The organism is Streptomyces sp. NPDC093598 (genome assembly GCF_044764825.1).
Lineage (GTDB): Bacteria > Actinomycetota > Actinomycetes > Streptomycetales > Streptomycetaceae > Streptomyces.
Window position 1 is genome coordinate 1,109,275 of record NZ_JBIWIV010000002.1, and the last position, 24,894, is coordinate 1,134,168.

24 protein-coding genes are annotated in these 24,894 nt (G+C 72.8%); 14 read left to right on the forward strand and 10 right to left on the reverse strand.

The window, feature by feature from the left end:
* Positions 1–38: 38 nt before the first annotated feature.
* Complete coding sequence (locus ACIRDU_RS11065; RefSeq protein WP_403576996.1) at positions 39–686, reverse strand: PAS domain S-box protein; 648 nt, start codon at positions 684–686, stop codon at positions 39–41.
* A gap of 152 nt (positions 687–838) precedes the next feature.
* Between ACIRDU_RS11065 and ACIRDU_RS11070 the strand changes: the two genes are divergently transcribed.
* From ACIRDU_RS11070 to ACIRDU_RS11085, 4 genes are all read left to right on the forward strand, one after another.
* Positions 839–4,030, forward strand: coding sequence for a cytochrome P450 (locus ACIRDU_RS11070; protein WP_403576998.1), 3,192 nt, complete (start codon positions 839–841; stop codon positions 4,028–4,030).
* Between the two features lie 30 nt (positions 4,031–4,060).
* Positions 4,061–5,032, forward strand: coding sequence for a phosphotransferase family protein (locus ACIRDU_RS11075; RefSeq protein WP_403577000.1), 972 nt, complete (start codon positions 4,061–4,063; stop codon positions 5,030–5,032).
* A gap of 107 nt (positions 5,033–5,139) precedes the next feature.
* Positions 5,140–6,429, forward strand: a complete 1,290-nt coding sequence (locus ACIRDU_RS11080; RefSeq protein WP_403577002.1) for an ROK family protein — start codon at positions 5,140–5,142, stop codon at positions 6,427–6,429.
* Between the two features lie 61 nt (positions 6,430–6,490).
* On the forward strand, positions 6,491–6,763 hold the full coding sequence (locus ACIRDU_RS11085; protein WP_403577004.1) for a hypothetical protein: 273 nt from the start codon (positions 6,491–6,493) through the stop codon (positions 6,761–6,763).
* Between the two features lie 88 nt (positions 6,764–6,851).
* Here ACIRDU_RS11085 and ACIRDU_RS11090 read toward each other — a convergent pair whose 3' ends face one another.
* The 4 genes from ACIRDU_RS11090 to ACIRDU_RS11105 all read right to left on the reverse strand — a co-directional run bounded on the left by ACIRDU_RS11090 (position 6,852) and on the right by ACIRDU_RS11105 (position 11,182).
* Entirely contained in the window at positions 6,852–7,880 is a 1,029-nt protein-coding gene (locus ACIRDU_RS11090; RefSeq protein ID WP_403577006.1) for an SDR family oxidoreductase, read from the reverse strand.
* Positions 7,881–8,088: 208 nt separating this feature from the next.
* Positions 8,089–9,270, reverse strand: a complete 1,182-nt coding sequence (locus ACIRDU_RS11095) for an aromatic acid exporter family protein (RefSeq protein ID WP_403577008.1) — start codon at positions 9,268–9,270, stop codon at positions 8,089–8,091.
* Positions 9,271–9,436: 166 nt separating this feature from the next.
* On the reverse strand, positions 9,437–10,102 hold the full coding sequence (locus ACIRDU_RS11100) for an HAD family hydrolase (RefSeq protein WP_403577010.1): 666 nt from the start codon (positions 10,100–10,102) through the stop codon (positions 9,437–9,439).
* A 39-nt stretch (positions 10,103–10,141) separates the two neighbouring features.
* Entirely contained in the window at positions 10,142–11,182 is a 1,041-nt protein-coding gene (locus ACIRDU_RS11105) for a PHP domain-containing protein (protein ID WP_403577012.1), read from the reverse strand.
* 123 nt (positions 11,183–11,305) lie between these two features.
* Between ACIRDU_RS11105 and ACIRDU_RS11110 the strand changes: the two genes are divergently transcribed.
* Both ACIRDU_RS11110 and ACIRDU_RS11115 read left to right on the forward strand, forming a co-directional pair.
* Positions 11,306–12,115 (forward strand): SDR family oxidoreductase, encoded by an 810-nt coding sequence (locus tag ACIRDU_RS11110; RefSeq protein WP_403577014.1) that lies wholly within the window; start codon positions 11,306–11,308, stop codon positions 12,113–12,115.
* 66 nt (positions 12,116–12,181) lie between these two features.
* Positions 12,182–12,418 (forward strand): hypothetical protein, encoded by a 237-nt coding sequence (locus ACIRDU_RS11115; RefSeq protein WP_403577016.1) that lies wholly within the window; start codon positions 12,182–12,184, stop codon positions 12,416–12,418.
* Positions 12,419–12,611: 193 nt separating this feature from the next.
* Here ACIRDU_RS11115 and ACIRDU_RS11120 read toward each other — a convergent pair whose 3' ends face one another.
* The 4 genes from ACIRDU_RS11120 to ACIRDU_RS11135 form a co-directional block, all read right to left on the reverse strand.
* Positions 12,612–13,157, reverse strand: a complete 546-nt coding sequence (locus ACIRDU_RS11120) for a VanZ family protein (protein WP_403577018.1) — start codon at positions 13,155–13,157, stop codon at positions 12,612–12,614.
* Positions 13,158–13,346: 189 nt separating this feature from the next.
* The gene (locus tag ACIRDU_RS11125; RefSeq protein WP_403577020.1) at positions 13,347–14,009 is read right to left on the reverse strand and encodes a DUF4230 domain-containing protein; all 663 of its coding nucleotides are present in this window, start codon (positions 14,007–14,009) and stop codon (positions 13,347–13,349) included.
* Between the two features lie 102 nt (positions 14,010–14,111).
* Entirely contained in the window at positions 14,112–14,489 is a 378-nt protein-coding gene (locus ACIRDU_RS11130; protein WP_403577021.1) for an anti-sigma factor antagonist, read from the reverse strand.
* Positions 14,490–14,681: 192 nt separating this feature from the next.
* On the reverse strand, positions 14,682–15,119 hold the full coding sequence (locus tag ACIRDU_RS11135) for a MarR family winged helix-turn-helix transcriptional regulator (RefSeq protein ID WP_403577023.1): 438 nt from the start codon (positions 15,117–15,119) through the stop codon (positions 14,682–14,684).
* Positions 15,120–15,222: 103 nt separating this feature from the next.
* On the opposite strand from ACIRDU_RS11135, the gene ACIRDU_RS11140 reads away from it, so the two are divergent.
* Both ACIRDU_RS11140 and ACIRDU_RS11145 read left to right on the forward strand, forming a co-directional pair.
* Positions 15,223–16,677: an aldehyde dehydrogenase family protein gene (locus ACIRDU_RS11140; protein ID WP_403577025.1), complete on the forward strand. Its 1,455-nt coding sequence runs from the start codon at positions 15,223–15,225 to the stop codon at positions 16,675–16,677.
* 23 nt (positions 16,678–16,700) lie between these two features.
* Positions 16,701–17,807, forward strand: coding sequence for an NAD(P)-dependent alcohol dehydrogenase (locus tag ACIRDU_RS11145; RefSeq protein WP_403577027.1), 1,107 nt, complete (start codon positions 16,701–16,703; stop codon positions 17,805–17,807).
* Positions 17,808–18,161: 354 nt separating this feature from the next.
* On the opposite strand, the gene ACIRDU_RS11150 is transcribed toward ACIRDU_RS11145, so the two are convergent.
* Complete coding sequence (locus tag ACIRDU_RS11150) at positions 18,162–19,112, reverse strand: NADP-dependent oxidoreductase (protein ID WP_403577029.1); 951 nt, start codon at positions 19,110–19,112, stop codon at positions 18,162–18,164.
* Between the two features lie 71 nt (positions 19,113–19,183).
* Here ACIRDU_RS11150 and ACIRDU_RS11155 point away from each other — a divergent pair, with 71 nt between their 5' ends.
* The 6 genes from ACIRDU_RS11155 to ACIRDU_RS11180 all read left to right on the forward strand — a co-directional run bounded on the left by ACIRDU_RS11155 (position 19,184) and on the right by ACIRDU_RS11180 (position 24,763).
* On the forward strand, positions 19,184–20,128 hold the full coding sequence (locus ACIRDU_RS11155; protein WP_403577031.1) for a GlxA family transcriptional regulator: 945 nt from the start codon (positions 19,184–19,186) through the stop codon (positions 20,126–20,128).
* Between the two features lie 263 nt (positions 20,129–20,391).
* Entirely contained in the window at positions 20,392–22,158 is a 1,767-nt protein-coding gene (locus tag ACIRDU_RS11160) for an ATP-binding protein (protein WP_403577033.1), read from the forward strand.
* Positions 22,155–22,565, forward strand: a complete 411-nt coding sequence (locus ACIRDU_RS11165) for a roadblock/LC7 domain-containing protein (RefSeq protein WP_003994857.1) — start codon at positions 22,155–22,157, stop codon at positions 22,563–22,565. Before ACIRDU_RS11160 ends, ACIRDU_RS11165 begins: the two co-directional genes overlap by 4 nt.
* Entirely contained in the window at positions 22,562–22,933 is a 372-nt protein-coding gene (locus ACIRDU_RS11170) for a DUF742 domain-containing protein (protein ID WP_030845180.1), read from the forward strand. Before ACIRDU_RS11165 ends, ACIRDU_RS11170 begins: the two co-directional genes overlap by 4 nt.
* The gene (locus tag ACIRDU_RS11175; protein WP_403577035.1) at positions 22,914–23,516 is read left to right on the forward strand and encodes a GTP-binding protein; all 603 of its coding nucleotides are present in this window, start codon (positions 22,914–22,916) and stop codon (positions 23,514–23,516) included. The genes ACIRDU_RS11170 and ACIRDU_RS11175 overlap by 20 nt, the downstream gene beginning before the upstream one ends.
* The gene (locus tag ACIRDU_RS11180) at positions 23,513–24,763 is read left to right on the forward strand and encodes a cytochrome P450 (protein WP_403577037.1); all 1,251 of its coding nucleotides are present in this window, start codon (positions 23,513–23,515) and stop codon (positions 24,761–24,763) included. The genes ACIRDU_RS11175 and ACIRDU_RS11180 overlap by 4 nt, the downstream gene beginning before the upstream one ends.
* The last annotated feature ends 131 nt before the right edge of the window (positions 24,764–24,894 follow it).

Genomic DNA, 24,894 nt, shown 5'->3' on the forward strand with positions numbered 1-24,894 from the left:
GTAGACAGCCGCGCCGGCACGGGGCCACCGGATTTTCGTCAGGCCTCGCCGGCCGGAACACCGGGCGGCCAGACCCCGGCCCTGAGCACCCCCAGCGCATACGCCCGGGCCACCAGCTCCGTGCGGTTCGACGCACCCCAGCGGGACGACAGGCGGCGCAGGTGGTAGGTCACGCCGTCGGTGGTGAGGCCGGTTTCGCGGGCCGCCCGGGCCGTCGTGGCGCCGGCCGCCAGGAGGGCCAGGATGCGGGCCTCCATCGGTGCCACCCGGGCCCGCTCGGCGGGTACGGCGGGGGAGGGGGCGGGCTCGGTGTCCACCCGGAGCATCACCAGCAGGGCCGGGGTGTCCTCCACCGTGTCGCTGACGGGATCCGCCGTCAGTTCGCCGTAGCGCTCGGTGCTGCCGGGTGCCTGCCAGCGCACCGACACCTGATAGCGCGAGCGGTGGCGCAGTCGCAGGGCCTCGGCGATGCGCTCCACCTGCGTGGTCTCCCGAGGGCTGAACAACTCCAGCACGTCACGGCCGCGCAGCCGCCCCGGCGTCGTACCGCACTCCGCAGCCATTGCCGGATTGGCCAGCAGCACCGCCCCGTACACGTCGCACACGGCGACCGGCATCGCGACCCGGTCGAACAGGAGCAGGGCGCGGTTGCGCCACGTCACGGCCTCCTGCCGGGCCAGGTCCACGAGCCTCTCCTGCCACGCCGGGCCGCTCCCGCGCAAGAGCGGCGCATCTGCTCGCACTACACAATCATGCAGTGCCGCGGCACCGCCCCCCGGGCCGCGTGGATCACGCTGGAGCGCAGTACTTCCGTACCGCGAAAGGCAGTTGCCGCGTCATGCCCCCCACCGGACAGACTCCCCTGACCGCCGACGCCCTCCCCGGCGTCCCCGTCGCCGACATCTCCGCCACCGGACCCGGCGGTGCGCCCGTCCAGCAGGCCATGGACCTGATGCGCGAGCACGGGTCCGTGTTCGTGCGGCGGCTGTACGGGCGGGACACCCTGTTCGTGGGCGACCTGGACCTGGTGGCCGACCTCGCGGACGAGCAGCGGTTCGCCAAGCACATCGGGCCCGGTCTGGAGAACGTCCGGGAGTTCGCCGCCGACGGCCTGTTCACCGCGTACAACGACGAGCCCAACTGGGCCAAGGCGCACGACATCCTGATGCCCGCCTTCGCGCTGGGCTCGATGCGCACCTACCATCCGGTGATGCTGAAGGTGGCCCGCCGGCTCATCGCGTCCTGGGACCGCGACGCCCGGGCCGGGCAGCCGGTGAACGTCCCCGACGACATGACCCGCATGACGCTCGACACCATCGGACTCGCCGGCTTCGGCTACGACTTCGGCTCCTTCGAGCGGACCGAACCGCACCCCTTCGTCGAGTCGATGGTCCGCTGCCTGGAGTGGAGCATGACCCGCCTCGCGCGGGTGCCGGGCCAGGACTACTCGGCGCGGGACGCGGCCTTCCGCACCGACTCCGCCTACCTCGCCCGGGTCGTCGACGACGTCATCGCCGCCCGCACCGGCACCGACCAGAGCGACGCCGACGACCTCCTCGGCCTGATGCTCACCGCCGAGCACCCGGCCGACGGCACCACACTCGACACCGCCAACATCCGCAACCAGGTCATCACGTTCCTGATCGCGGGCCACGAGACCACCTCCGGCGCCATGTCCTTCGCGCTGTACTACCTCGCCAAGCACCCCACCGCCCTGGAGCTGGTGCGGCGCGAGGTCGACGAGCTGTGGGGGGACCAGGCCGACCCCGAGCCGACGTACGACGAGGTCGGCAGGCTGACCTACACCCGCCAGGTGCTCAACGAGGCCCTGAGGCTCTGGCCCACCGCCGCCGTCTTCTCCCGGCAGGCCCGCGAGGACACCCTGCTCGGCGGGCGCATCCCGCTGCGCGCCGGACAGTCAGCCCTGGTCCTCGCGCCGATGCTGCACCGGCAGCCCGTGTGGGGGGACAACCCCGAGCTGTTCGACCCCTCCCGCTTCACGCCCGAGGCGGAGGCGGAGCGCCCGGTGCACGCCTTCAAGCCGTTCGGCACCGGCGAGCGCGCCTGCATCGGGCGCCAGTTCGCGCTGCACGAGGCGACCATGCTGCTGGCCATGCTCGTCCACCGCTACCGGCTGCGCGATCACGCCGACTACCGGCTCACGGTCAAGGAGACCCTCACCCTCAAGCCCGAGGGCTTCACCCTCGCGCTCACCCCGCGCACCTCCGCCGACCGCGTCCACACCCCGCTGCCCGGAGCAGCCCCGGCCCAGGACGCCGAGTCGGCCGAGCCGCAGGGCCTGCCCGCCCGCGTCCGCCCCGGCACGGCCGCTCTCTTCCTGCACGGCAGCAACTACGGCACCTGCCGCGACTTCGCGGCCCAGCTCGCCGACGAGGCCGCAGCGATCGGCTGCGACACCGAGGTGGCACCTCTCGACGCCTACGCGGGCGGCCTGCCCGCCGACCGGCCCGTCGTCATCACCGCCGCCTCCTACAACGGCCGCCCCACCGACGACGCCACCGCCTTCGCCGCCCGGCTGGAGGAGACCCACGACCTGTCCGGCGTGACGTACGCCGTCCTCGGCGTCGGCGACCGCAACTGGGCCGCCACCTACCAGCACGTCCCCACCCGGATCGACGAACGGCTCGCCGAGTGCGGCGCCGTCCGGCTGCTGGAGCGCGCCGCCGCCGACGCCTCCGGCGACCTCACCGGCACCGTCCGCGCCTTCACGGCATCCCTGCGCACCGCCCTCCTGGAGCGCTACGGCGACCCGGACGCCACGACCCCGGACCCCGAGCCCACGACCGCCTACGAGGTCCGCACCCTGACCGGCGGCCCGCTGGACGCGCTGGCCGAACGGCACGAACTCGTCCCCATGCGCGTCACCGAGGCACGCGACCTCACCGCGCCCGGCTACGCGCGCCGCAAGCGGTTGGTCCGCGTCGCGCTGCCGGACGGCGTCACCTACCGCACGGCCGACCACCTCACCGTGCTCCCCGCCAACGCCCCTGACGTCGTCACTCGGGTCGCCACCGCGCTCGGCGCCGACCTCGACACCGTCCTGGACATCCGCGCCACCCGCCCGCGCCGCGACGGCATCGCCGTCGACCGGCCCGTGACGGTACGGCAGCTCCTCACCCACCACGTGGAGTTGCAGGAGCGCCCGAGCGCCGGGCAGCTGGCCGCGCTCGCCGCCGCCAACCCGTGCCCGCCGGAGCGTGCGGCCCTGGCCACCCTCACCGACGACCCGCGCACCCTCGTGGAGATCCTGGAAGACCACCCGGCGCTGCGGGGCGCTCTGGACTGGCCCCTGCTCCTGCACCTCCTGACCCCGCTGCGCCCGCGCCACTACTCCATCTCCTCCTCGCCCGCGGCCGACCCCTGCCATGTGGACCTGATGGTCTCGCTGCTGGAGGCACCGGCCCGCTCCGGCAGGGGCGTCTACCGGGGCACCGGCTCCGGCCACCTCACCACCTTGGAGCCCGGTGACACCGTGTACGCGCGGGTGCAGCCCTGCCGGGAGGCCTTCCGTATCGACGTCGCCGACGACTCGGCACCGGTCGTCATGGTCGCGGCGGGCACCGGCCTCGCCCCGTTCCGCGGCGTCATCGCCGACCGTGCGGCGGCCGTCGCGGCGGGCGCCGAACTCGCCCCCGCCCTCTGCTACTTCGGCTGTGACGCCCCCGACGCGGACTTCCTGCACGCCGGGGAACTGCGCGCCGCCGAGGCCGCCGGAGCCGTCTCCCTGCGGCCCGCCTTCAGCGAGACCCCCGAGGGAGAGGTGCGGTTCGTGCAGCACCGGATCGCCGCCGAGGCCGACGAGGTCTGGGCCCTGCTGGACGCCGGAGCCCGGGTGTACGTCTGCGGAGACGGTTCCCGAATGGCGCCCGGGGTGCGGGAGGCGTTCCGTACGCTGTTCCGCAAGCACACGCGGGCCGTCGACGGCACGGACGAGAAGGCCGCCGAGCAGTGGCTCGACGGGCTGATCGCGGACGGGCGTTACGTCGAGGACGTGTACGCGGCCGGCTGACCGAAACGGCAGGGGAGGGGTGGGCACACGGTGGTGGACTCCTGGGAACGGGCCCGGCACATCCTTCGGGCGGCGGGCCTGGACCCCGGCAGTCTCGCCCACCTCGCCCCGCTGACCGGCGGCACGTACAACACGGTCGAGGAACTCCGCCTCACCGACGGCGGCCGTTACGTGCTGAAGATCCCGCCCGCCGCGGCCGTCCCCGGCATGCGGCACGAGAAGCGGCTGCTGGCCGCCGAGGCCGAGTTCTACCGCTCGGCCGCCCGGGCCGGGGTCCCCGCCCCGCGGGAGGTGTCCGCGGGGGAGGACTACCTGCTGATGACGGCCGTCCCTGGCGAGCCGTGGGACGACACGCTCACCGACGCGGAGCACACCGCCCTGCGCACGGAACTGGGACGCCAGGTGGCCCGCCTGCACCGCGTGAGGGGACCCGGCTTCGGCTATCCCTCCGGCGCCCTCGGCCCGCTCGTGCCCGACTGGCGGACCGCGTTCACGACGATGTTCGACGCCGTCCTCGACGACGCCCGGCGTTACGGGGCCCGGCTGCCGCGCCCCGTCGACGCGGTGGCCCGCGCCGCCGCGTCCGCGTACGGAGCCCTCGACGAGGTCACCGACGCGTGTCTGGTCCACTTCGACCTGTGGCGGGGCAACATCCTCGTCGACCGCACCGGCGGACGGGCCCGCATCGGAGGCCTCATCGACGGGGAGCGCATGTTCTGGGGCGACCCCCTGGCCGACTTCGTCTCCCTGGCGCTGCTCGGCGACATCAGGGACGACGAGGCGTTCCTCTTGGGCTACCGGGAGGAGGGCGGCCGGGCCGGGTTCGGCGCCCCGGCCCGCCTGCGGCTCGCCCTGTACCGCGCCTACCTGTACCTGATCATGCTCACCGAGACGGTTCCCCGGCAGGCCGGCGAGGAGCAGGAGCGCTGGGTGCGGGAGAGGGTCGGCCCGGAGCTCGTCGCGGCCTTGGACGAGATCGAGGAGACTTCCCGGTCCGCCTGACCGGACACCAGTTAGCTCACATCGTGAAATAAGGGGTGGAGGAATGTCGCGCCGAGCCCCGCCCGACGGTATGTTGCAGGTCGGACAGGGGATGCGAGGGGATTCACATGGCGGCGCGCAACGGGCGCACGGTACGCGACCTCAGGCGGGCCAACCGCACGGCGGTATTGCAACGGCTCTACTTCGACGGTCCGCTCAGCCGCTTCGAACTCGGCCCGGCGACCGGCCTGAGCTCCGGCTCCGTCAGCAACGTCGTCGCCGACCTGGTCGCCGACGGGCTGGTCGAGGAGGCCGGCAGCGTCGACTCCGACGGCGGCCGCCCCCGCACCCTGCTGCGCGTCGCGCCCGGCAGCGGCCACATGATCGGCGTCGACGTCGGCGAGACCCGGGTCCGCGTCGAGCTCTTCGACCTCACCCTCACCGAACTCGCCCGCGCCGAGCACCCGCTCACGCCGCAGCGCTACGAGGTCGAGGTCATCGTCGACCACATCCGTCAGGGCATCGCCGAGGTGCTGGACACCGCGGGCCTCGCGCCCGAGCGGCTCCTCGGCGCCGGCGTCGGCGTCCCCGGCATCGTCGAGCGCACCCCCGACCGCGGCGCGCTCGTGCACGGGCAGACCATCGGCTGGGACGCCGTCCCGCTGGAGGCCCTGCTCCGCGCCGGTTCGCCCCTGCCGGACACCGTCCCGTACTTCATCGACAACGGCGCGAAGACGCTGGGGCAGGCCGAGATGTGGTTCGGCGCCGGGCGCGGCGCCCGCAACGCCGTCGTGGTGCTCTTCGGCTCCGGCGTCGGCGCGAGCCTCGTCACCCCCGACGTGGAGCAGGGCCGCGCGGTCGAGTGGGGGCATCTGACCGTACGGGTCCGCGGCCGTCGCTGCCGGTGCGGGGCCCTCGGCTGCCTGGAGGCGTACGCGGGCGCCGAATCGCTGCTCGCCCGCTGGCGGGAGGAGGGTGGCCGGGTCCCGGAGAGCACCGACGAGGAGAGCGCCCTCACCACGATGCTCGCCGCTGCCTACCCGCCCGAGGGCGCTGCGGCCGACCCCGTCGCGCTGGCCGTCCTGGAGGAGACCGCCGAGTACCTGGGCGCGGGCCTGTCCGACCTGATCAACCTCTTCCAGCCCGAGCGCATCCTCATCGGCGGCTGGGCGGGCCTGGCGCTCGGTTCGCGCTTCCTGCCCGCCGTACGCCGCCACGCCATGTCGTACGCACTGCGCCACCCGGCCGGGAAAGTGACCGTCGACCTGGGGAGGCTCGGGCCGGACGCGGTCACGGTGGGCGCCGCTATCCTGCCGCTGGCCGACTTCTTCGCACGCGGCGGACGGCGCCCCGACCCGGCTCCGGAGTACCAGCTCCCCGCTTGGCGCACGGCGCTTCAGGAGCGGACACCGCGCTGAGGTTTCGCCGATCACCGCGGAGGTACTCGCGTGACGCCCGGACCACAGAAGGGAGCACGCCGTGACCGACCACCGCCTCGAAGGACCCGGCGAGAACGGTGAGCCCATCCCGCGGGACATGCCGGACCAGCAGGCCGACGACGGCGAGGACCCGTGGGAGGTCGCCCCGCGCTTCACGGGTACCGGCAAGGACACGCGCGAGAGCGACGACGAGACCGAAGAGCCCGCCGGTGACGTCCCCGACACGGACGAAGCGGGGACTGGCCGGCAGGGAGCACCGCGCTCGGGAACGGTCCACCCCGAGCACCCGGTGCCGGACGAGCCCTCCGCCTGAGGAGGGCATCCCACCGAGGGCCGCAGCCGGCTGTGGGGGTCGGCTGCGGCCCTCGGGCATGTCCCGGGGCGCTCGCGGGCGCCCAGGATCAGCCCACCTTGCGTCCCCGCAGCGGCTCTGTCGGCGCCCCCGCCCCCTGCTGAAGGCCCAGCAGGAACTCCTCCAGCACCTCGGGAGCCGTGTGCTCCGGCCGCCAGCCGAGCTCCGTACGCGCACGCGTCGAGTCCATCAGCGGCAGCCGCAGCACCGCGTCGAACAGGTGCGGGGAGGCGGGCAGCAGATGCAGGCCCCAGGCGGCGGCGATCGCCGACCGGGCCGCGGTGCGCGGCAGCCGCACCGGGCGCGCGTCGAACATCTCGCCCAGCAGTCGCGCGTCGATCGGCGGGTCGGCCGCCAGGTTGAAGGCGCCCCGGACATCGGAGCGCAGGGCCAGCCGGTAGGCGTTCGCCGCGTCGTCCGTGTGCAGCGCCTGCACCCGTAGCCCCGGGATGTCGGGCAGGAAGGGCAGCAGCTCCGGGCGGGCCAGCGGGCCGGGCAGGAAGCGGCCGCCGAAGATGCGGCGCTGCTCGCTCGCCGATTCCCGCTGGAAGAGGAAGGCGGGCCGCATCCGCACCACCCGCGTCCCCGGACGGTCGCGCTCGAACGTGTCCAGCGCGCGCTCCAGATAGGCCTTCTCCCGGCAGTACGCGGCGTCCGGCCAGCCGTGCGTCGGCCAGGACTCGTCCACCTTCTCGTCCTTGGGGCCCGGCGAGTACGCGCCGACCGACGAGGCGTGCACCAGCGTCGGCACTCCGGCCGCCGCCACCGCCTCGAAGACCCGCATGCTGCCGAGCACGTTGGTGCGCCACGTCACCGCCGGGTCGTGCGTCGGCTGGAACGCCCACGCCAGATGGACCACCGCGTCGGCGTCCGTGAACTGCTCCACCAGATCGGACCGCTCGGAGGCCAGATCGACCGCGGCCCAGTCCGTCTTCGGAGGCGACCAGTCGGGAATCCGCCGGGCCAGGCCCAGCACGGAGGCGACCTCCGGGTCCTCGGAGAGGAGGCGCACCACGCTGGTGCCCACGTTGCCGGTTGCGCCCGTGACGACGACCCTCATGCCTGCTGCGCTGCTCACTTCGCGCTCCTCTCGGCCGCGTGGTTCCGCGAGAGGAGCCGAGTACCCGGGTGGCGCGGATTGCACGTGGGCGGAGAGAAGCCCCGGCCGGACGGGGGAATCACGGCCGGGGCGGCTCAGGGGCGGGTCCTGTCCGGACCCACGCCTTGTTCAACGGGCAACCACCGCTGGGTGTTCCGTGCCCGGACCACCTGCCCGGTGAACTGCGTCACCCCTCCTGGTCGCCCGGGACGGTCTCGGCCCAGAGGTTCTCCGCCTGGAGCAGCAGCGTGCCCAGGACGGCGGTGTGGGCGGCCCCTTCCCCGGCGTGATGGCGCAGCTTCTCCTGCAACTCCTCGTGCAGCTCCCGCATCGCCTTCTCGGTCTCGTCGTCCGGCCGGGCGGTCACGCCGCCGTCGCGCAGGCTGTCGGCCTGCGCCCGCAGGGCGTCCCCGATCAGCTCCAACAGCCGCGCGTACGCGTGCAGGGCCGGACCCTCGGGCGGGGCGGGCGACCGGTTGTCGTCCACGGACACCGCGAGGGCCCGGGTGAGCGTGGTGACGTGCCCGGTGACCCGGCCGAGCCGCTCGTCCTCGTCCACCGCGGGCAGAACACCCTCGTGCGGTACACGGTGCAGGGCGCGCAGCGGGGCGTAGGTCAGGCGCAGGCTCTCCTGGCTCCAGCGGCGCGCCGAGCCCAGCGCCTTCAGGCGGTGGTCCAGCCGGGCCGAGGCACTGACCCAGCCTGAAGCGGTCTGCGCGTCCCACTCGCCCTCGCGCAGATCGGCGGCGACGGTGTGCAGGACGCCCCCGGCCTCCCGGGCCAGCGCCGCCAGGTTCTCCCGCACGTCCCGCAGGTGGATCGGGGGCAGCACGAGCGCGTTGACGGCGACGCCGATGACCGCGCCGATCGCCGCCTGCCCCACCCGATGCCCGACGGCGGACAGGCTCACCATGCCCGAGGAGATGGTGAACAGGGCCGTGGTCGCCGCGTAGATGCCCTGGTCACCGAAGCGCGGCCAGTTCGCGAGGAGCATCAGCACCGGCACGGACAGGGCGAGCGCTCCCGTCGTGTCGTCGGTGATCGCCTGCGCCCCCGAGGCGACCAGGGTGCCGACGCAGATCGCCCCGAACTGCCGCGCGCCTTGCACCAGCGAGCTGAACACGGTGGCCTGCACCAGCACCAGCGCCACCCAGGGCGCCATCAGTGCCAGCGGGTCGCCCATCCAGACGCCGCCCACCAGCCAGGCGAGCACCGCCGCCCCGGCCGCCTTCAGCGACTGGACGACGAGATCCCGCTCCCGGCCGGGCCCGCGCCACGCCGCTCGTACGGCGTTCAAGGCACCCCGCGTGTCGCGCCGCACGGCATCCACCGGCCGCACGGCGCGCGCTCCCTGCCCCAGGCTGCGCATCCGCCCCTGAGCCGTCGGAGCTCCCCGGGGCCGCGCACCTGAGGCCGCTCCCGTGTCCCCGTCCCTGTCCCGCCGCCCGCGGAAGGCTCCCGCCGCCCGCCGTACCGCACTCGTCACACGCGTCATGTGCTGCGGGTATCCGCGCGACCGGGGGTTTCACGTCGCTTCATGACAGCGGGCTGTCGCCGAGGGCGGACAGGAGGTGCGCGGGGTCGGCGTAGACCGCGGCCGCGCCGGACTCCTCCAGATCGGCGCGCGGGATGCCGCCGCACAGGACGCCCACACACCGCACCCCGGCGCTGCTGCCCGCGCGCATGTCCCACACGGTGTCGCCGATGAACACCGCCCGCTCCGCCGGCACCCCGGCCAGCTCCAGGGCGTGCTCCACCGGCTCGGGGGCGGGCTTGCCCTCGTCGACGTCGTCGGCGCTGGCCGTGGCGGCGATGGCCTCGTCCGCGTCGATCGCCCGGCGCAGCGCGCCCAGCTCGGCGCCGCCCGCCGAGGTGGCCAGCACCACCGTCCAGCCGTCCCGGTGCAGCCGCCGCAGCAGCGCTCCGGCCTCCGGCAGCGCGGGCAGCCGGTCGAAGTACTGCCCGTACAGCGCCTTGTGTCCGGCGCTGATGTCGGCGTCCTGGTCCGGGTCCCGGTCGTCGCCCAGCAGATGGGCGATCAGATCGGTCGACGGCAGGCCCACGGCCCGGTGAATGGCGTGCATCGGCACCTGGTGGCCCGCCTGCCGGAAGGCCTCCCACCAGGTCACGACATGCAGATGGTTGGTGTCGGCCAGCGTGCCGTCGACGTCGAACACGGCCGCCCGTCCCGCGCTTCCCATAAGTGCAGTCCCTTCGTCTCCGGCCGCGCGGGTACCACGTCAGCCGCCCGCCACGCCGGACGGCACCCGCCGCTCACGCGTCCAGGCCAGAAGCTCGTCGAGGGACCACGTGGTCACCACCCGCTCGGGCGGCACCCCGCACTCCTCCGCCCGAGCGCATCCGTTGATCTGCCAGTCCAGCTGCCCCGGCGCGTGCGCGTCGGTGTCGACGGAGAACAGCACCCCCGCGTCCACGGCCCGGCGCAGCAGCCGCCGCGGCGGGTCCAGCCGCTCCGGCCTGCTGTTGATCTCCAGGGCCGTGCCCGTCTCCGCGAGCGCCGCGAACACCTCGTCCGCGTCGAACTCCGACTCCGGCCGCCCCCGCCCGGTCACCAGCCGCCCCGTGCAGTGCCCGAGCACGTCCGCATGCGGATCGCGTACGGCGGCCACCATCCGCCGGGTCATCGACCGGGCATCCATGCGCAGCTTGGAGTGCACCGACACCACCACCACGTCGAGCCGGTCCAGCAGCTCCGGCTCCTGGTCGAGCGAGCCGTCCTCGAGGATGTCGCACTCGATGCCGGTCAGCAGCCGGAACGGCGCCCAGGTCTCGTTCAGCTCCGCCACCACGTCCAGCTGCTCCCGCAGCCGCTCGGGCGACAGCCCGCGGGCCACCGTCAGCCGGGGCGAGTGGTCGGTCAGCGCCGCCCATTCGTGCCCCAGAGCCGCGGCGGCCCGGCCCATCTCCTCGATCGGGCTGCCGCCGTCCGACCAGTCGGAGTGCAGATGACAGTCCCCCCGCAGCAGCGTCCGCAGCTTCTCCCCGCCCCGCACGGCCGGCTGCTCCCGCGCCTCACCCTCCAGCTTCGACAGATAGCCGGGCACCTGGCCGGCCAGCGCCTCCCGCACCACCTGCGCGGTCTTCGGACCGACCCCCTTGAGCTTCTCGAGCGACCCGTCCGCCGCCCGCCGGCGCACCTCGTCCTCGCCCAGGTCCTTCAGCACCCGGGCCGCCGTACGGAAGGCCCGCACGCGGTAGGTCGGTGCCAGGGACCGCTCCAGCAGAAAGGCGATCCGGTCCAGTGCCTCGACGGGGTCCATCGCCACCTCCACCTCAAGAGTTCCCCAGCGCCCGGCGGGCCGCACGACGGGCGGGCGGTTTGCCCGGTATCCCCCCGGGTACTGCGATGCCTCGTCCCGACCCCGTCGACGAGGAGGCTCGTCATGTCCGTCCCCAGCGCGTCACCCGGCAAGGTCGCCGTGATCACCGGCGCCGACTCCGGCATCGGCCGGGCCACCGCCGTACGCCTGGCCCGGGCGGGCATGGACGTCGGCATCACCTATCACAGCGACCGCAAGGGCGCCGAGGAGACGGCCGACGAGGTGCGCTCGCACGGGCAGCGGGCCGAGGTCGCCCGGATGGACCTCACCCGGCTGCCCGACGCCGCCGACACCGTCGACGACCTGTCCGAGCGGCTCGGCCGCATCGACGTGCTGGTCAACAACGCCGGCACCGGCACCATGACGCCCTTCCTCGACCTGGAGCTGTCCGACGTGCGCGAGGTCCTGGACGTCGACCTCGTCGGGCCGTTCCTGTGCGGGCAGAAGGCCGCCCGGCACATGATCGGGCAGGGCGAAGGGGGCCGGATCATCAACGTCACGTCCGTCCACGAGCACCAGCCGCGGGTGGGCGCCGCCCCCTACTGCGCCGCCAAGGGCGGTCTCGGGCTGCTCACCCAGGTCATGGCGCTCGAACTGGCCGAGCACCGCATCACCGTCAACGCCGTGGCGCCGGGGGAGATCTCCACGCCCATGACCGGCCAGGAGGACACCGACCCGCACACCGAGAACCGCCCGGGCATCCCGCTCGGCCGGCCCGGTGACGCCCGCGAGGTCGCCGCCGTCATCGCCTTCCTCGCCGGCCCGGACGCCTCGTACGTCACGGGCGCCTCGTGGAGCGTGGACGGCGGCATGCTCCGGATGGGTCCGCAGGCCGGCTCACACCTGACCGGTGACGACTGGCGACGCCCCTGAGCGGGCGGCCGGTCCGGCGGGCGCCCTGAACCCGCGCCGCCGCCGGTTGCGTTCTACGCTCGATGCATGACCGAAAGCGCGAGCCCGTACATGTCCCACCCGCGGATCATGGTGCTCGGGGTGCAGCCGGGCACACCGCCGTTCCGGATCGTGGAGATCGACGGCCAGGTGGTCGGGGAGGCCCGCGCCGTCACCGACGTACTGACGGCCGCGGCCGCGTTCGGCATCACCGTGCACGACATGGACGACCCGGACGTGGTCCGCTGGGTGGGCGGAGACAAGTTCACCTGGACCGTGCACTGAGCCTTGTCGCCGTGCCCTAGGGGGTGTCCGCAAAGTCCCGCCTGCCCCGCGACGCCCGGCACGCACTCTCGCCGCACCGGGCGAACACCCAAGTACAACCAGTACGCGGGTGCCCGCCCGGCACGCCGAGAGCACGCACCGAACGCCGCGGGGCCCGCCCTCCGGGCGAACGACGCGACTTTGCGGACACCCCCTAGGCCTTGCCGGCCGACGGTTCCTTCCCCGCCCGGCCCGGGCGGGGCCTGCGTGCGTGCACGGCCCTGCTGAGCCGGCGCCCCAGGAGCAGGTAACCGATGAGCGCGCCCGTCGTGTTGAGGATGACGTCGTCGATGTCGAAGGCGCGTCCGGTGACCAGGGCGCCCTGCGCGAACTCCACCAGCAGCATCACGAGCGCGGTGAGGAGCAGCACGCGCAGGATGCCGCGGGTGCGGGGCGCGACCACCGGCACCAGGACGCCGAAGGGCACGCCCAGCAGGATGTTGCCGCCGATCTGCTTGACGGCGTCCCGCAGTTCGGGCTGGTCGAGATAGGCCTTCACGGAACTGCCCGGCTGCAGATTGCTGTGGGTCAGCGCCTCCGAGGCGGGCGAGGGCTGCAGGGTCAGCCGGGCCAGCACCACGGCGAAGGCGACCATGAACAGGAACGCGCACAGCATCGCCAGCAGCCGGACGGGCCACGGGAGCGGGCGTCGCTCGCTCCCGGACCCGGTGGTCCGGGGACGTGAGGCTGCACTGGCCATGGGGATCCTCCAGTCTTCAACTTCCCTGCGTGACAAGGCGGTTACCCCCGGGCGGGCCGACGATGCCGTGGGGGGGCGTTCCCGGCCACGGTCCCCGGCGGTATCGCCGGGGACCGTTTCCACCCTCGGTTTCCCGCGTTCCGCCGGGGCACTCCCGGCCGGGAGTGCCCCGGGGTCCTCGGAAGCTGATCAGCTCCCGTACGAGACACGCACTTCCTTGAAGCCCAGGGAGCGCAGCAGGCCCTCGAGCATGCCGGTGGTGTTCGACTCGGCGCGTGCGGTCAGCTCGCTCTCCTTCGCCGCGTCGCCGATGTGCCGTACGGCGAGCTTCTGCACGGCCTGTTCGCCGTTGGGGTTGTCCGAGAAGAGGTCGCCGAGGCGGTCGAGGAGACCGCGCTGCTTGGAGACCGCGTAGGAGCGGTCGGGGTCGAGGGCGGGCTTGCCCAGTTGCGCGTGGGGCAGCCGGAGCGTGGCGGACGTGCGGTCGCCGTTGACCTTCACGTCGTTCTCGCCGACCTTGCCCAGGTCGACATAGGCGTCGACGGTGCCCGCGCCGACGTACAGGGTGCGGGTGCCGCGGATCGCGTCGGGCAGGAGCTTGGCGTCCTTCTCCAGGTCCACGACGACCTGGAAGTTGCCGGAGGCGGCGTGGTAACGGCTGATGTCCTGGACGGACTTCAGCAGCGCGGGGCCGGACCGGTCGTGGGTGTCGGTGCCGAACAGGTCCTTCAGGCCCGGGAGCACGCTCAGCCGGAGCCCGGCGAAGAACACGACCAGCACCAGCACGAACGCTGCCACCACCTTCGCCCAGCCGGGCATGCGCCTGGGGAGACGCTTGACGGGAGTCGTCATGCAACGGCCCTCCTTCCTCCTGTCCGGATGCCCGCCACATCCCCTGCCAGACCGCCGAGTCGGGATCGGACGACCTCGGCGGAAGCACGCAGGGCGCACTCGTCACGGGCGGGACGTCGCCTCCGGCTGCTCCAGCGCCGCGTCCAGCGTCGGCTGCGGAGGCAGCAGCCGGGACAGTCCGGTGATCCGCAGGACACGCAGGGTCAGCGGATGCGAGCAGACCAGGAGCACATATCCCCGCCGGTCGAGCGCACGGCTGCGGGCCCGGTACAGCAGCCGCAGGCCGGAGCAGTCGAAGAACTCGATCCCACTGAGATCGATCACGACCCGGGCGGCGGGGCGGTTCGTCTCCCGGTCCAGATGCGGGGCGATCTCCGTCGCCGCGGCGAGGTCGATCTCGCCGCGGAACTCCAGCACCGTGTGCCCCCGTTCCTGGCGGACGCGCAGATGCCGGGTGAGCGGTGCAGGTTCCTGCCGCACGACGAGATCGCCTCCAGCCTGCTCCGTGCGTGGGGAGGGCTACGGCCTCAACACCGTTCCCCGCCCTGCAAGTTACCCTCCAACGAGTGAATTTGAGCATGTTCGATTGACATATGTCTCTGAATTCCGGCCGAGTTGGCCGAGGTTCGCGCCGGGGCGTACGCGGGGGGCATCGCAGGGGCGTGCTCCGTATTACGACAGGGCGTGCCACGCCGTGGTGAGCGCCTGACGGAACTGCTCCGTCTGGTGCGCCGTGAGGTCGCGCACCATCCGCTCCTCCAGTTCCCGGACGGGCCCGGCGTGCCGGGCGAGCAGCTCGCGGCCGGAGTCGGTGAGCAGGATCAGCAGTTCACGGCGATTGCGGGGGTTGCGCTCCCGGCACACCAGCCCGCGGCCCTCCAGGGAGCGGACCAGGTCCGCGATGGACTGGGCGGTGACGAAGGAGTCGCGTGCCAGCTGGGCGGCGGACAGTCCGTCATGCCGTTCCAGCACGGTCAGGGCGGTGTACTGAAGAGCGGTGATCCCGGAGGGTCTGACCAGCTCGTCCAGATGGGAGCGCACGACGAGCTCCACCTGCTTGACCATGTAGAGCAGGGAAGGGGGTGCCTTGGTCACCTGTGAGTCGAGCATGAGGGCAGGCTAGACCATTGACAGGAAACCTGTCCGTAAAGAGACTGCGCACAGACAGGAATCCTGTTTGTTGAAATCTTGGCGACGATGCTGAGGAGTGGCGATGACCACCTTCGAGAGCACACCCGGGCAGTTGTTCATCGGGGGCCGATGGCGCGAGGCGGCCGACGGGGCGCGCACCGGGGTGGTCGACCCGTCCCGGGGCACGGTCGTCACCACCGTGGCCGAAGCGGGCCCCGCCGATGTCGACGCGGCCGTACGCGCCGCCCGCGAGGCCTTCGACGACGGTGCCTGGTCCGGCCTGAGCGGCCGCGAGCGCGGCCGGGTGCTGTACCGGGTCGCCCAGCTGATCCGGGAGAACGCCGACGAGCTCGCCGCGCTGGAGAGCCTCGACGTCGGCAAACCGATCACGCTGTGCGGCGCGGTCGACGTGACCAACGCTGCCAATGACTACGAGTACTACGCCCATCTCGCCCAGAGCCAGGACGGCGCCCTGCGCGACGTCCCCATGAACGCCCTCGCCTACACCAAGCGCGAGCCCCTCGGGGTGGTCGCCGCGATCACCCCGTTCAACTTCCCGCTGATCCTGGCCGGTTCGAAGATCGCCCCGGCTCTGGCGGCCGGCAACACCGTCGTCCACAAGCCCGCCGACGAGACCCCGCTCAGCGCCCTGTGCATGGCCCGGCTGCTCCAGGAGGCGGGCGTCCCCGACGGCGTGGTCAACGTCGTGACCGGCACCGGCCCGGTGGCGGGCGAGGCGCTGCTGCGGCACCGCGGCGTCGACAAGGTCGCCTTCACCGGCTCCACCGCGATCGGCCGCCATGTGGCGAGCGTCGCCGGCGAGGCACTCAAGCCCGTCACCATGGAACTCGGTGGGAACGCCGCTCACATCGTCTTCGAGGACGCCGACCTGGAGAAGGCGGTCGGCGCGGTCATCAAGGGGTTCGTCTTCAACACCGGCCAGTTCTGCATGGGCGGCCCGCGCCTGCTGGTGGCCCGCTCGGTGTACTCGACGCTGCTCGGCATCCTCGCCGAGGCCGTGCCCGGTGTGCCGGTGGGCGACCCGCGCGACCCGGTCACGGTCATCGGCCCGATGGCTGCCGAGAAGCACCTGAAGAAGGTCGAGGAGTACGTCGCCCTGGCCCGCAAGGAGGGCGCCCGGATCGTCTGTGGCGGCGAGCGGCTCGACCTCGACGGCGGCTACTACTACCGGCCCACCGTCATCGCCGACCTGACGAACGACTCCCGCGTGATCCAGGAGGAGATCTTCGGCCCGGTCCTCACGGTGCAGCCCTTCGACGACGAGGACGAGGCCGTCGCCCTCGCCAACTCCACGCCGTACGGCCTGGCCTCGGGCGTCCAGACCAGCAACCTCGCCCGCGCCCACCGGGTCGCCGACCGGCTCCAGGCGGGCATCGTCTGGGTCAACGACTGGGCGATGCTCGACCCCGCGGTCCCCTTCGGCGGGGTGAAGGACTCCGGCTACGGCCGGGAGTACGGGCCCGAGGCCCTCGCCGGCTACACCAAGGTCAAGTCCGTCGTCGTCTCGCTCGGCTGAGACACTCCCAAGGAGTCATCGCGATGCCCACCACCACCCGTGCCGCGGTCGTCGAGTCCGGCGGCGCGCCCTTCACCCTCTCCGACGTCGTCCTCGACGCACCCGGCCCGCACGAGGCGCTGGTCCGCATGGTCGCCGCCGGCCTGTGCCACACCGACCTCGGGGTGGCGAGCGGCGGACTGCCCTTCCCGCTGCCCGGCGTGCTGGGCCACGAGGGCGCGGGCGTCGTCGAAGCCGTAGGCTCCGCCGTCACCGGCGTCGCGCCGGGCGACCACGTCCTGCTCTCCTTCACCTCCTGCGGCGACTGCCGCAACTGCCGCGGCGGGCACCCCGCGTACTGCGCGACCTGGCTGCCGCTGAACCTGATCGGCGGCCGCCGGGCCGACGGGACGAGCACCATCAGCCGGGGCGGCGAGACCCTGGGCGGCCACTTCTTCGGCCAGTCCTCCTTCGCCGAGCGGGCCCTGGCTGACGAACGCAGCCTCGTCAAGGTCGACCCGGACGTGCCGCTGGAGTCGATCGCCCCGCTGGGCTGCGGTGTACAGACCGGTGTCGGGGCCGTGTGGAACGTTCTGAAGCCGGAGACCGGCGGCACGGTCGTCGTCCTGGGCGCCGGCGCGGTCGGCCTGTCCGCCGTGATGGCTGCGGCCCTCACCCCGGCCACCAGGATCGTCGCCGTTGACCGGGTCGCCGAACGCCTGTCGCTGGCCCAGGAGCTGGGCGCCACCCACACCGTCGACACGAGTGCCACGGACCTCGCCCCTGCCCTCGCCGAGATCACCGGCGGTCAGGGCGCGGACGGGGTCGTGGAGACCACCGGCAATGTCGCCGTCCTGCGCCAGGGCGTCGACGCGCTCGCCGCCCGCGGCACCCTGGTCGTCGTCGGCGCCCCGCCCTTCGGCACGGAGGTCGCCCTGGACGTCAACGGCCTCCTCGGCGGCAAGCGGATCGTCGGCCTCACCCTCGGCGACAGCGAGACCCAGACCATGATCCCGGCGCTGGTCCGCCTGGTGAAGGACGGGCGGCTCCCGCTGCACCGCCTGATCGGCACGTACCCCTTCGGGGACATCGACCGGGCGGTCCAGGACATGAGGTCGGGCAAGACGATCAAGCCGGTCCTGACGTTCTGACACGGTCGGCAGGGACCGGGCGGCGGAACGGCTCGTCGGAAGACGCCCGAACGACCAGGACGGGAAACCACCCGAGGACCAGCGCCCTACCGGCTACTCCCACACGGCCACTTTCACACCGGCCACCACGCGGCGGACGCCGGCCTGGCGCGCCACGTGCGTGGCGGGTGCCTGACGGCCGCCTGCACACCCGGCACCACGCGGCAGACGCTCGCCCGGCCCCTCATGCAAGGCGGACGCCCGCCTGGCCCCCCGCGGCAGGCGCCCGACCCGCTGCCCCGTGCGCGCTCGGCCGCTATCCGGCCGGGGGCACGCACTGCCCGGCCGGTCGGCGCGTTCGGTCTGACGGTCCGCTCAGTCGTTCAGCAGCACCAGCTTTCCCGTCGTGCGTCCGGTGTCGCCGAGGGCGTGTGCCTCGGCGGCTCCGGCCAGCGGGAAGGTCCCGGCGATGGTGGCGCGCAGCTTCCCCGCCTCGACCAGTTCCGCGATCGCCTCCATGCCGCCGCGGTCGGCGTCCACCAGCATCCGCAGCGCCCGCACACCGAGCCGCTCGGCCTCCTCGTAGAGGTCGTCCGAGCCGCCCGGGAGGATCGAGACCAGCACACCGCCGGGGCGCAGCACGCGCAGTGAGCGCAGGGAGTTGTCGCCGCCGATCGTGTCCAGGACGACGTCGGCGTCCTTCACGGTCTCGGTGAAGTCCGTCTCGCGGTAGTCGATCGTCTCGTCGACGCCGATGTCGCGCAGGAACCCGTGCTTGCCCGCGCTCGCGGTGCCGATCACGTAGGCGCCGCGCGCCTTGGCGATCTGCACCGCCACATGCCCGACCCCGCCGGCCGCGGCGTGGATCAGCACGCGCTGCCCCGGCTGGAGCTGCGCGTGCTCGGTCAGCGCCTGCCAGGCGGTGAGCGAGACCAGCGGGAGCGCGCCCGCCTGGGTGTGGTCGACGCCGGCCGGCTTGCGGGCGAGGGCGCGGACCGGGGCGATGACGTACTCGGCGTGCGAGCCGTGCCCGTACGGATACGGCAGCATGCCGAAGACCTCGTCACCGGGTGCGAAGGCCACGACGCCGATGCCGACCGCCTCCACCACCCCGGAGACGTCCCAGCCGAGGACGAAGGGCGGCTCGCCCAGGAAACCGCCGGTCGCGCGGTGCTTCCAGTCGGTCGGGTTGACCCCGGCGGCCCGCACTCGGACCAGTACCTCGTTGGGCCGCGGTACCGGGCGCTCGATCTCCACTTCCTTCAGGACCTCGGGACCGCCGAGGACGTCCTGGCTGATGACTCGCATCGTGTTCTGTGTGCTCATGGTCAACCAGCGTGCCGGTCCGCCCGCCGCCCGCCAATGGCAAGATTGCCAACATTCGATAGAATCGTGCCATGCGACGTGAGCGAGTGGTGGTCCTGGCCCTGGACGGGGTGTACCCCTTCGAGCTGGGCATCCCCAGCCGGATCCTGGGCGCGGCCGACGGCCGGTACGAGGTCGTCACCTGCTCGGTCGACGGCCGTCCGGTGCGGACCGACGCGGACTTCGGCGTCACCGTGGAGCACGGCCCCGACATCCTGGCCACGGCCGGCACCGTGGTGATCGCGCCCGTCGCACCCTCCCATCTGACCGACGAGGTGTCCGACGAGGTCCTGGCGGCGCTCGCGTTCATCCGCCCCGGCACCCGCATCGTCTCCATCTGCACCGGTGCCTTCGTCCTCGCCGCCGCGGGCCTCCTCGACGGGCGCCGGGCGACCACTCACTGGCAGGTCGCCGACCACTTCCGGCGCATGTTCCCGCGCGTCGACCTCGACCCGGACGTCCTGTTCGTCGACGACCACCCCTTCCTCACCTCCGCCGGGGCCGCCTCCGGCGTGGACATCTGCCTGCACCTCGTCCGCAAGGACCACGGCAGCCACCTGGCCAACAGCGTCGCGCGCCGCTGCGTCGTCCCGCCCTTCCGGGACGGCGGCCAGGCCCAGTACATCGAGCAGCCCGTCCCCGAACAGGGCGCCGCGAGCACCGCCGCCACCCGCGCCTGGGCCCTGGAGCGCCTCGACGAACCGCTCACTCTGGCCGACCTTTCCGGCCACGCCCGGATGAGCCAGCGCACCTTCGCCCGCCGCTTCCACGACGAGGTGGGTCTCAGCCCCGGCCGCTGGCTGATCCAGCAGCGCGTGGTCCGGGCCCGGCACCTGCTGGAGTCCAGCGACCTGACGGTGGATCAGATCGCCGGCCGGGTCGGCTTCGCGACCGGTGCCTCCCTGCGCCAGCACCTGCACGCGGCGATCGGGGTCTCCCCGCAGGCCTACCGCCGCACGTTCCAGACCGCCCGCTGACGTCGGCGGCACGCGTGCGCGGCTGGTGCACGCCCAAGTCCACTGACAGCAAAGACATTTGTCGACCTGTTGCCTTCTGTCGGAGCGTGACGGAACCCTCACGTCCGGCGGGGGGCGAGTTTGATCCTTTCGGGTCCAAACCCGATAAGGTTCCCCTCGGCGCTGCGAGTTGACGCGATCGTGTCCAGTCGACTCTCGGTGCGTACTCATGAGTGCGGTCCACACACCCCCCCTGTTCGTTCGTGTTGCTTCGAAGGATGCAGATGGAACTCGCCACTCCGCCACCGGCGGCGCGGGCCCCTGTCGCCTGGTACAGCTGGTGGTTGATGCCGCTGGGCTTGGGAGGCGGGACCGTTGCCGCCACGTTCATGAGCTCGGAGCGAATAACCGCGGCCGTCGCCGGAGTCGCGGCGACGGCGGCCGGTGCCGTGTGCGTACGGCTGCTGCTGCGCACCCGGGCACAACTGCACCGGGCGGAGAACTCCTTCCGCACCACGCAGGCCGAGCACAACCAGCAGTGGCAGCAGCATGTGGCGGCCCTGGAACGCAAGTTCGCCGCCGAGCGCGCCGGCCTGGAGTCCCAGCTCAACGAGCAGAACGCGATGTACGAGCGGCGCCTGGCCGACCAGAGCGCCACGTACGAGACGCAGCTCGCCGACCAGAGCGCGACCTACGAGACGCAGCTCGCCGACCGGTCCCGGGCCTATGAGGAACGGCTGACCGAGCAGGCCACGTCCTACGAGGCCCAGCTCGCCGACCAGGCCGAGGTCTGGCAGGAGCAGCTCTCCCACCAGCTCGCCGCGGTCGCCCGGCTCGCCGACGAGCAGCTGCCCGACGCGATGGAGAAGCTGCGTGCCGGTGACGCCATCGACGACCTGCTGCCCACCGTCAACCAGTGCGCCAAGGTCAGTGCGGAGCTCCAAGCCCACCTGCGCAAGCTGCTGCGCACCTCCCTGATCGGCCTGGAGGCGGAGTTCGACCGCTCCACCTCCGCCGAGCAGGCCGTGATCAGTATCGGCAACCGCATCCACGTCCTGACCAGCAAGCTCCGCGGCCGTCTGCACGAGATGCAGGGCGAGCACGGCCGGCTGCCGGCCGTCGCCCGGGGCCTGATGGAGCTCGACCAGGAACTCGGCCCCGCCGACTCCCTCGCCGCGAGCATCGGTGTGCTCGGCGGCTCGGACCGGCCCGGCCGGCAGTGGCAGGAGCCGCAGCGGCTGCTGAGCGTGGTGCGCGGCGGTATCGGCCGGATCAAGGACTTCCACCGGATCCAGGTGCGCCACCTGCCCGAACTGGGCGTCGACGGCGGCCTCGTGGACCACCTCACGCTGATCCTGGCCCACCTCCTGGACAACGCGGCCCGCTATTCGCCGCCCACCGAGCCGGTGCTCATCTCCGGCAAGGAGGTACCCAACGGCGTCGGCATCGAGATCCAGGACTCCGGCAAGGGCCTGAGCGAGGAGAAGAAGCGCGAGGCCGAGCACGCCCTCGCGGGCACCGCGCCCGGCGCGGGCCTCGGCGGCATCACCGAGGACGCCAACATCGGCCTGCGGGTCGTCGGCGCCCTCGCCCGCCGCTACGGCATCCGCGTCACCTTCGCGGACTCGCCGTGGCTGGGCACCTCCGTGGTGATCGTGGTCCCGCACAAGTACTTCAGCCCGCTGCCCACGGCCGCGACCGCACCGGCCGCGCCCGACCCGGAGGTCCGCACCGCCACGGCAGCACCGGCCCGCGAGACGGTCACCGCGCCGGCACCGGCCGCGCAGGCGGAGACCGGCGAGACCACGCCCGGCGGACTGCCCCGGCGCCGCAGCAGGCGGAGCGAGACGGAGGCGCCCAGGCCGGCCGAGCGGACCGACCGGGGCACCGTCGCCGCCGTCCCGCCGGACGCGTCCTTCTCGGGGCTCGCCGCCTTCGCCACCGCCGGACGCGACGCGGCGGAGGCCTCCCCGGCGGCCGACGACCGCGACCCCCTCGCCGGAGGCGAGTACACCGAGCACCGCACCGAAGAGAGCGACCACTCCTCATGACGCAACAAGGAACAGACGTGAGCTGGGCGCTGCGCGATCTCGTCGAGAGCATCCAGGAGATCCGTTTCGCCCTCGTGGCCTCCAGCGACGGCAAGGCCATCACCTCCTACGGCGCCGAAGACCCCGACGACGTCGACCGCTTCGCCGCCGTGGTGGCAGGCCTGCAGGCCCTGGCCCAGCCGGTCGCCGAGCAGTTCCCCAAGTACGCCGGCCAGTTGCGCCTGGCCATGATCGAGGTGGACGGCGGGCACCTCTTCGTCGTGCGCGCGGGTGTGGAGACGTACCTCGGTGTCCTCGCCAGGGAAGGCCTCGACCAAGGCCTGCTCGGGCATCAGATGAGGGACCTGGCCCGCAGGATGGGTGAGCTCCTCGGCACCACTCCGCGCCTGGAGGAGCACTCTGGATGAGTGCTCCCCGCAGGCCGTCGGACCCGTCCGGTCTCGAGCGCTACTACGTCCTCACCGGAGGGCGCAGCGGACCGGGCGGTTCGGCGTCGAGCCTCGACGTGGCGACCCTGGTCGTCTCCCGCGCCGCCCCGTTACCGGGCATGCAGCACGAGCACGAGGAGATACTCCGCCGCTGCCGCGACCCGCTGTCGGTCGCCGAACTCGGCGCTCACCTCGGGCTCCCCTTCAACATTCTCGCGGTGCTGCTGTCCGACCTGCTGGACGCAGGTCGCGTCGAAGCCCGTAACCCCATCCCGGCACACGAAGCCGGCCGCGGGCCCGACCTCGCGCTCCTTGAGGAGGTACTCAGTGGACTTGAAAGGCTTTGACCAACCCGGAGGCTCGGCCGGGGACACCCGCTCGGTGAAGGTGATGATCGCCGGCGGGTTCGGCACCGGGAAGACCACCATGGTCCGGTCGGTCAGCGACATCAAGCCGCTCACCACCGAGGAGACGCTCACCCAGGCCAGCGCCGACGTCGACCACCTCATCGGCGTCGCCGACAAGACGCAGACCACCGTCAGCCTGGACTTCGGCAAGATCGGCATCAACGAGAGCCTGGTGCTGTACCTGTTCGGCACGCCCGGGCAGGAACGGTTCTGGTTCCTGTGGAACGGGCTGTTCAAGGGGGCCCTCGGCGCGGTCGTCCTGGTGGACACGCGCCGCCTGGAGTCCAGCTTCCGGGCGATCGAGGAGATGGAGCGGCTGGAAGTCCCCTTCGTGGTCGCGCTGAACGTCTTTCCCGACTCGCGGAACTACCCGGTGGAGGAGATCCGGGACGCCCTGGACATCCCCGAGCACACCCCGGTCGTGGCCTTCGACGCCCGCGACCGGTCCTCCAGCCGGGACGTCCTGGTCGCCCTGATCCACCATCTGAAGGAACGCTCGGCCGTGGCCCTGGAGCCCCGATGAACGACTCGACCGAATCCGGACTCCAGGCCGTGCGGGGCTGCCCCGTCGCCCACCACGGCGCCGACCTGACCAGGCTGTACGGCCCGGACGCCGCAACTGACCCGATGGGCATCTACGAGCGGCTGCGCAAGGAGCACGGCTCGGTCGCGCCGATCCTGCTCGAAGGCGACGTGCCCGCCTGGCTGGTCCTCGGATACCGCGACAACCGGCGGGTGCTCGACAATCCCCGCCAGTTCAGCCGGGACGCGCGGATCTGGCGGGACTGGCGGGAGGGCCGGATCGAGGAGACCTCGCCGATCATGCCGATGGTCGGCTGGCGCCCCGACTGTGTGTCCCAGGACGGCGAACCGCACCGCAGGCTGCGCGGCGCCGTCACCGACGGCTTGCAGGCGGCGGCCGCCCGGGGCATCCGGCGGCACGTCACGTACTTCGCGAACAAGCAGATCGACGCGTTCGCCGACGCCGGGCGCGCCGACCTCGTGGCCGACTACGCCGAGCAACTGCCGATGCTCGTGCTCACCAGGATGCTGGGCCTGCCCGCGGCGGACGGGCTACGCCTGATCGAGTCGTGCGCCCAGGTCTTCAAGGGCGGTGAGGGCGCCCTCGAGCACAACGACCGCATCATGCAGATCCTCGCGGAACTCGCCGAGCGCAAGCGGGCCGAGCCGGGCTCCGACTTCGCCACGGCCCTGCTGGAGCACCCGGCCGGCCTCGACCACGACGAGGTGGTCAGCCATCTGCGCCTGGTGCTGATCGCCGCGCACACCACCACCAGCAACCTGCTGGCCCGGGTCCTGCAACGGGTCCTCACCGACGCCGCCCGGCTGTCCGGTCTGGTCAGCGGGGAGCTGAACATCTCCTCAGTGGTGGAAGAGGTCATGTGGGACACCCCGCCGCTGTCCGTGCTGCCGGGCCGGTTCGCGACCGCCGACCTGGAGCTCGGAGGGCATCACGTCCAGGAGGGAGAACTGCTCATCCTGGGCCTGGCCGCCGGCAACGTCGACCCGGAGGTACGGCCCGACTCGGCCGTCGCCGTGCAGGGCAACCAGTCGCACCTGGCGTTCAGCTCCGGACCGCACGAGTGCCCGGGGCAGAACATCGGCCAGTCCATCATCGAGATCGGCGTGGACGTCCTGCTGCACCGGCTGCCGGACCTGCGCCTGGCGGTACCGCCGGAAGAACTCAGCTCGACCGCCTCCACGTGGGAGTCCCGGCTGGACAGCCTGCCGGTCGAGTTCGCCGTCTAGGCCACGCCGGCAGACCGTTGCCCGGCCGGCTTCCGGCCGGGCAACGCCGTACGTGGGTGCAGGCGGTGGTAAGCGCCGCAGCCGAGTACGGCCATGCCCTGGCAGTGCTTTCGCGTCCGCGGTGGGGCCGG

Excerpts from the sequence above, each read along its gene's own strand:
- ACIRDU_RS11070 (WP_403576998.1), top strand. The coding sequence starts at position 839 with ATGCCCCCCACCGGACAGACTCCCCTGACCGCCGACGCCCTCCCCGGC.
- ACIRDU_RS11080 (WP_403577002.1), top strand. The coding sequence starts at position 5,140 with ATGGCGGCGCGCAACGGGCGCACGGTACGCGACCTCAGGCGGGCCAAC.
- ACIRDU_RS11095 (WP_403577008.1), bottom strand. The coding sequence starts at position 9,270 with ATGCGCAGCCTGGGGCAGGGAGCGCGCGCCGTGCGGCCGGTGGATGCC.
- ACIRDU_RS11100 (WP_403577010.1), bottom strand. The coding sequence starts at position 10,102 with ATGGGAAGCGCGGGACGGGCGGCCGTGTTCGACGTCGACGGCACGCTG.
- ACIRDU_RS11105 (WP_403577012.1), bottom strand. The coding sequence starts at position 11,182 with ATGGACCCCGTCGAGGCACTGGACCGGATCGCCTTTCTGCTGGAGCGG.
- ACIRDU_RS11110 (WP_403577014.1), top strand. The coding sequence starts at position 11,306 with ATGTCCGTCCCCAGCGCGTCACCCGGCAAGGTCGCCGTGATCACCGGC.
- ACIRDU_RS11115 (WP_403577016.1), top strand. The coding sequence starts at position 12,182 with ATGACCGAAAGCGCGAGCCCGTACATGTCCCACCCGCGGATCATGGTG.
- ACIRDU_RS11120 (WP_403577018.1), bottom strand. The coding sequence starts at position 13,157 with ATGGCCAGTGCAGCCTCACGTCCCCGGACCACCGGGTCCGGGAGCGAG.
- ACIRDU_RS11125 (WP_403577020.1), bottom strand. The coding sequence starts at position 14,009 with ATGACGACTCCCGTCAAGCGTCTCCCCAGGCGCATGCCCGGCTGGGCG.
- ACIRDU_RS11135 (WP_403577023.1), bottom strand. The coding sequence starts at position 15,119 with ATGCTCGACTCACAGGTGACCAAGGCACCCCCTTCCCTGCTCTACATG.
- ACIRDU_RS11140 (WP_403577025.1), top strand. The coding sequence starts at position 15,223 with ATGACCACCTTCGAGAGCACACCCGGGCAGTTGTTCATCGGGGGCCGA.
- ACIRDU_RS11145 (WP_403577027.1), top strand. The coding sequence starts at position 16,701 with ATGCCCACCACCACCCGTGCCGCGGTCGTCGAGTCCGGCGGCGCGCCC.
- ACIRDU_RS11150 (WP_403577029.1), bottom strand. The coding sequence starts at position 19,112 with ATGAGCACACAGAACACGATGCGAGTCATCAGCCAGGACGTCCTCGGC.
- ACIRDU_RS11155 (WP_403577031.1), top strand. The coding sequence starts at position 19,184 with ATGCGACGTGAGCGAGTGGTGGTCCTGGCCCTGGACGGGGTGTACCCC.
- ACIRDU_RS11160 (WP_403577033.1), top strand. The coding sequence starts at position 20,392 with ATGGAACTCGCCACTCCGCCACCGGCGGCGCGGGCCCCTGTCGCCTGG.
- ACIRDU_RS11165 (WP_003994857.1), top strand. The coding sequence starts at position 22,155 with ATGACGCAACAAGGAACAGACGTGAGCTGGGCGCTGCGCGATCTCGTC.
- ACIRDU_RS11170 (WP_030845180.1), top strand. The coding sequence starts at position 22,562 with ATGAGTGCTCCCCGCAGGCCGTCGGACCCGTCCGGTCTCGAGCGCTAC.
- ACIRDU_RS11180 (WP_403577037.1), top strand. The coding sequence starts at position 23,513 with ATGAACGACTCGACCGAATCCGGACTCCAGGCCGTGCGGGGCTGCCCC.